Source organism: Campylobacter concisus, from assembly GCF_002913945.1.
Classification (GTDB): Bacteria; Campylobacterota; Campylobacteria; order Campylobacterales; family Campylobacteraceae; genus Campylobacter_A; species Campylobacter_A concisus_P.
Window position 1 is genome coordinate 1 of record NZ_POZK01000010.1, and the last position, 6005, is coordinate 6005.

Here is a 6005-nt window from a genome sequence, read left to right on the forward strand (position 1 = left end):
AATAAGTTCATCTAATAGATCTTGTAAAGTAATACTTCTTAAACTATCCTCTAAAGCTTCTTGTGCTTTTAGGAAGTGGGTGGTTAAGAGAGTTTCGATCTTGCCACCAAGCGGGCAGGCTTTAGGTGAGTCAGAGTGGATCTTAAAAAGTTTTTCTTTATCATTTACTGCGTTAAAAATTTGAAGGAGGGTTAGATGTTGGGGAGTATCACTGACTTGAGACGTGGTGTTTGTGGAGCTGGGGTGTTTAGGCATCAAATAGTTATGTCAAGCATATGATGTTCGCTAGGCACTATTTCCTCATTATCTGCTATATCGTCCAAATTTTCCTCGTCACTATCTCTTGAATTTTGTTTTTCGCTCTCAAACTCACTTGCCTCTTCTTCATTTTTTTGGCGCTCATGCTCCTTTTCAGGGTCTATTTTATAAGACTCTTCCATCGGACGCACCTCTTTGATCTCATCACTTTGCTGCGAGGCAAGCTCAGCTGCTATTAAAGACTGCATATCAAATCTAGCTTGTTGATTTGCATGCACTTGTGATACTACTGGGGCATTTTGGTTTATGAAGTTACTATTTCCTAAAGGTGTTACAGCCATTTTTTAGCCTTTATTTATGATGATAGTTTTATAGTTCATATAAGTGACATTTGCACCGTTTTCACGTTTTAAATTTTCACGCTTAGTGTAGTCTACCTCGTATCTACCGGCTCCCTTTACACTAAATTCTACGCAAAATTTAGCAGCTATCTCTAGCACGTCTTCTGGCACTTTGCTCTTGTTTGTCTTGATGATGACATGGGCACTTGGGCTATCCTTTAGATGTAACCATATATCGTCTTTTTTGGCAAGATCAAGCAAATTTATATTGCCTTTTTCATTTCTACCAACTAAAATTTTAAACTCTCTAACGTAAAAAATTTCAGCATTTTCGCTTACATCTTTTATGTGCCTCTCTCTTTGTTTTGCCTTATTTTTTGGACTTAAAATTTCAAGCTCGTAAGCACTTTTTGCCTCTTTTAAAAGTGACTTTAGCCCTTCTAAAAACTCGATCTTTTCGCTTAAATTTCTCTTTTCTATCTCCACGCCAATGGCTTTTGCACGAAATTTTTTTGATCTTGTGTAAAATTCATTTGCGCTGTTTTTTGGTGTATCGCTAAGAGTTAGTTTTATCTCATTGCCATCAAAATCTTTTAGACAAATTTCTCTCTCATAGCCCTTAAAATTCCCCAGATTTGCAAGCAAAAGCGATCCTAAATTTGCAGATTCCTCACTCTTTCTCATTAGCTCATCTTTGTCTTCAAGTGAGTTTAAAATTTCGCTCATGCTACCTATCTTTTTTTGTACGCTTGCAAGCTTTGCCTCTTTTAAGCTAGCTATCCTGGACTCATTTACTCTGACCGCTTCGCTCTTAAAAAACGCCTCAAAGTCAGTTATGGGCTCGCACGGTTTTTCTTTGATAGCGATGGCTGGAAGCTCTCTTAAAACTTCGCCAGTTTCTATCTTTCGGTAGCTATTATCGATGTGTCTTAACGCCTCGATTATTACGTTGTTTTCATCAGTTATCACAGTATTTGTAAAGCGACCCGTAAATTCTAGATAAAGGATAAAATTTTCACTTTTATATGAGCCACTTTGCGTGCAGATAAATTTTAAAATTCTATTGTCTTTTAAGCATTCAACGCTTTTTATATGCGAGGCATTAAAGCGCTTTTTTAGCACATTATCAAAAGGTGCTTGATAAATTTTTGCTTCTTTTAGCTCGTCATCTTTGTAGATAGAGGAGTTTGATTTGTTTAGATCAAAGATAATCTTCTCGCCATTAAATTCGATCAAAATAGCCATATCATTAATGCGTTTTGCTTGGTTTATCTTTGTAAAATTTGATAAATAACTTGCTATTTGAACTAAATGTGCGTACTTCATGTGGGGATTATATCAGAAATGTTGCAAAAATGTTTTAATAAAAGCTTTATCGCTAGCTATGACAAGAATAGTAAAAATCTGTTTTTTGATCCATGTTTAATTTTTACAAATATTTTATTTGTAATGTTATTAAAATATAAATTTTTCGTAAATTTTTTTCATAAAAATTTAAAATATATTTTTATATAATGATAACTATTTTTATAATATTAAAAATTTTTTAAGGGATGATAAATGAATAAATTTCGCATTAGTGCGGTGCTTTGTTTTGCTATTTCTGCTTTAAATGCTACTGATGTAAGTTTAGATGGGATCAGCATTGAAGATAGCGCAGACGATGGTTACAGAGCCACAACGAGTGAGGTGGGCAAGACAAATACGCCAATTCTTGAGATACCACAGACAGTAAACGTCGTAACCCAGCAGCAGCTAAAGGATAAAAAGCCAGAAAATTTAATGGAATCGCTTCAAAACGTAAGTGGTGTTAGCTATGCGAATACAACTTCAGGAAATTTTGATGCGGCTTTAAAGCGTGGCTTTGGTGGCGGACGTGACGGCTCTATAATGCGTAATGGTGTATCAGCTGGTGTGACGCACAACTTTAATGCAACTGTACAAAGCGTCGAGGTGTTAAAGGGCCCAGCAAGCTTGCTTTACGGCGTTCAAGATGCCGGCGGTATCATAAATCTAGTAACTAAAAAACCGCTTTATGAAAATAGCAATGAAATTTGGCTTGGCACCGGTAATAAAAAGTATAGAGATTTTGGCTTTGATTCAACTGGAGCTTTGGGTGAGAGCGGTTTTGCATATAGATTTATATTTGATTGGTCGGGTAAGGATTATTGGAGAGAGTATGGCGAATATAAAAATTTACTCATCGCTCCAAGTATAAGTTATAAAGGTGACGACTATCGTATTGATGCTGCCTACTCCCATACAAAATACACCGACCCCGCAGATCGTGGCATGTATATGCTAGAATCAGGACAAATTTTAGACATAGATAAAAAAGTCAGATTAGATGAGCCATTTAACGAGATAGACGGCAAAGTAGATACTTTTGATCTAAGTTTTGAGAAAAATTTTGGCGAGAATTGGCTATTAAAGGGAGCTTATGCATTTTCACGCTCACTACATGAATACGGACAAGCTCGCATTATGAATATAAATTTGGCTAGTGGAATCGCAAAAAGACGTATGGAGTGGTATGAAGATTTTGAGCATAAGACCCATGCTGGATCACTTACATTAAACGGTATAGTAGAAACTGGAAGCATAACTCATAATCTTTTATTTGGAGTAGATGCTAAAGAGTATCTAAGACAACGTCCAGAAGCTCGTCAGATCGAAGCAAATGATGCTAGAAATAATATAAATATCTACTCGCCTATTTATGGTAGAGTTACTGCAGATGACATCAAAAGTAGAGGTGCTAGCAAAAAGACGCAATACCACAAACTAAAAACGATCGGTACTTACGCACAAGATAGTATAAATTTAACTGATAGCTTAATATTTGTAGCGGGACTAAGGTATGAATACTATAACCAAATAGTAGGCGATCAAAACAGATATATTGCCAGACCTTTGCCTTTTACTAAAAGTATAGATAAAAGTGGTGGCAAGCTGCTTTATAATGTCGGACTTTTATATCTACTAACTCCTGAGTGGTCAGTTTATACTAGCCATTCTCAAAGCTTTAAGCCACAAACTTCTATCGGCAGCAAAGGTGCTGTCTCATTAGAGCCAGAAGAGGGAAAATCTATCGAGTTTGGAACAAAATTTCAAAACAATAGCATAACCGCAATGGCAGCTTTATTTAATATCGATAAGAAAAATATTATAAACAATGTAAACAATATATCATATACGAGTGGTAAAGCAAATTCTAGAGGAGTAGAGTTTGATTTTAATGGACGTATTACAGATGGACTTAGTGTAAGTTCAAGCTATACCTACACCAAAACTAAACTAAAAGAAGATAGAAATATGGCTTGGAAGGTGGGTAAGCCGCTTGAGGCTACTCCAAAGCATCAAGCGAGTTTATTTGCTAATTATGATTTTACTCATCTTGGCGTAAAAGGTCTAAGAATAGGTGGTGGCGCCAGGTATTTTGGCTCTTGGTATACTTACAATCAACAAAAAAACTCAGCAGCTTATGGAAACTTTTATAAATTACCACATGCTATTACTTACGATGCTTTTGTTAGCTATACGACTAAAATTTCAGGCTATGAGACAAATTTTGCATTTAATGTGAAAAACCTAACCGATAAACTTTACTACGTAACAGCATCATCTGGAACTGACTCTTCAGTGCTTCCTATTACCCCAGGCTATGCTCGTCAGTTTATGCTAACAGCTAGCGTTAAATTCTAAATTTACTAGGCCTTTTGGCTTAGTAAATTTTCTTTAAATTTAGCAATTTTCGTTAAAATCGCCTCAAAATTTAAAGGAAATTTATGAAACAAACTATCACCGAGAAAATATTTTCAGATCACGTTGGCAAAGAGGTAGGTGCAGGAGAGATCATCGAAAGCAAAATCGATATGATCATAGGCAACGACATCACGACGCCTATCTCGATCAAGCAGTTTGAGCGAAGTGGCGCTAAAAAGCTAGCTAACCCAGACGGCTTTGCTATCGTGATGGACCACTACATCCCGACAAAGGACATCCTAAGCGCAAATCAAGCTAAAATTTCACGCGAATTTGCCTATAAACACGACCTTAAAAACTATTTTGACGAAAAGGATATGGGCATCGAGCACGCACTTTTGCCTGAAAAAGGGCTAGTCATCCCAGGCGACGTCATCATCGGCGCAGACAGCCACACCTGTACGCACGGCGCTCTTGGGGCATTTAGCACTGGCATGGGAAGCACCGACCTAGCCTATGCGATGATCACTGGCAAAAACTGGTTTAAAGTGCCTGAGAGCATCAAGGTTGTGTTTAAAGGCAAGCTTGATAAACACGTCTACGGCAAAGACCTCATCCTTGAGATCATCCGCCAAATAGGCGTTGATGGCGCACTTTACAAGGCGCTTGAGTTTAGCGGTGAGGTGATAGAGGGCCTTAGTATGGATGATAGATTTTCAATGTGCAACATGGCGATTGAAGCTGGTGCAAAGAGCGGTATCATCGCGGTTGATGAGATCACAAAAGAGTTTTTAAAAGATAAAAATTTACGCGATAAACCAAAATTTTTCTACTCAGACGAGGGTGCAAAATACGACAAAATTTTAGAGATCGATGTGACCAATCTTGATCCAGTCATCGCATATCCATTTTTGCCAAGTAACGGCAAGAGCGTAAGACAAGCGGTTCGTGACGATTTAGCTATAGATCAAGCATTTATCGGTTCATGCACAAATGGCCGCCTAAGCGACCTTCGCATCGCAGCACAAATTTTAAAAGGCAAAAAAGTAGCCCGCAAAACAAGGCTCATCATCACTCCAGCTACACAAAAGATCGCAAGAGCTGCCGAAAAAGAGGGACTTATCGACATTTTCATAGAAGCTGGCGCAGTTGTGAGCAACCCAACATGTGGTGCTTGTCTTGGCGGATATATGGGCATTTTGGGCGCAAATGAGCGCTGCATCTCAACAACAAATAGAAATTTCGTCGGACGTATGGGCGATAGAACGAGTGAAATTTATCTAGCCAACTCAGCAGTTGTAGCGGCCTCAGCCATAGCAGGTAAAATCGCCGATCCAAGGGACTTATAGACGTTAGCTTTTAAGTATCTTTGAATGAGTTAGAAATTTTCACACTTCGATAAACTAGATATTTTATCCTGTGTGAAAATTTCGTCACAACATCCAAATCTATCTTGGAATCTAGGCCTTGCTTCGTTTAGCACTAAATTTAGAGCCGTGGCTTGCTGCTCATAAATTTTAAAATTTGATAGGGTTTTAACCGCATGTAGTGCGCCAGCACTATTGCATGCCCCTTGAACGTGTCAGGGTAGGGGGATTGTTAAGGGAGAATGGAGTGACTTCGTGTCTGCCATGCAGTTGCGAGCTTGCGAAGCAAAATTCAACCTCCCTTCTCTCTTAACAAAGAACAGAAGTTATATAT

General features: G+C 38.1%; 5 protein-coding genes. 2 read left to right on the top strand and 3 right to left on the bottom strand.

Annotation, left to right across the window (positions count from 1 at the left end):
- The 3 genes from CYP64_RS10100 to CYP64_RS02050 form a co-directional block, all read right to left on the bottom strand.
- The coding region (locus CYP64_RS10100) for an Rrf2 family transcriptional regulator (RefSeq protein WP_219809688.1) at positions 1-255 on the bottom strand (255 nt) is incomplete at its 3' end.
- Positions 255-599, bottom strand: coding sequence for a hypothetical protein (locus tag CYP64_RS02045; RefSeq protein ID WP_103648489.1), 345 nt, complete (start codon positions 597-599; stop codon positions 255-257). The genes CYP64_RS10100 and CYP64_RS02045, both read right to left, overlap by 1 nt.
- Before the next feature lie 3 nt (positions 600-602).
- Positions 603-1925 carry an NFACT RNA binding domain-containing protein gene (locus tag CYP64_RS02050; protein WP_103648490.1) on the bottom strand — a complete coding sequence of 441 codons (1323 nt, stop codon included), beginning with the start codon at positions 1923-1925 and terminating at the stop codon, positions 603-605.
- Between the two features lie 234 nt (positions 1926-2159).
- Here CYP64_RS02050 and CYP64_RS02055 point away from each other — a divergent pair, with 234 nt between their 5' ends.
- Both CYP64_RS02055 and leuC read left to right on the top strand, forming a co-directional pair.
- Complete coding sequence (locus tag CYP64_RS02055; protein WP_084109650.1) at positions 2160-4304, top strand: TonB-dependent siderophore receptor; 2145 nt, start codon at positions 2160-2162, stop codon at positions 4302-4304.
- A gap of 83 nt (positions 4305-4387) precedes the next feature.
- The gene (leuC, locus tag CYP64_RS02060; protein WP_084109649.1) at positions 4388-5653 is read left to right on the top strand and encodes a 3-isopropylmalate dehydratase large subunit; all 1266 of its coding nucleotides are present in this window, start codon (positions 4388-4390) and stop codon (positions 5651-5653) included.
- The last annotated feature ends 352 nt before the right edge of the window (positions 5654-6005 follow it).

What these genes read in the sequence shown, in the direction of transcription:
- CYP64_RS02055 (WP_084109650.1), top strand. Translation starts at nt 2,160, where the DNA reads ATGAATAAATTTCGCATTAGTGCGGTGCTTTGTTTTGCTATTTCTGCT.
- CYP64_RS02050 (WP_103648490.1), bottom strand. Translation starts at nt 1,925, where the DNA reads ATGAAGTACGCACATTTAGTTCAAATAGCAAGTTATTTATCAAATTTT.
- CYP64_RS02045 (WP_103648489.1), bottom strand. Translation starts at nt 599, where the DNA reads ATGGCTGTAACACCTTTAGGAAATAGTAACTTCATAAACCAAAATGCC.
- leuC (WP_084109649.1), top strand. Translation starts at nt 4,388, where the DNA reads ATGAAACAAACTATCACCGAGAAAATATTTTCAGATCACGTTGGCAAA.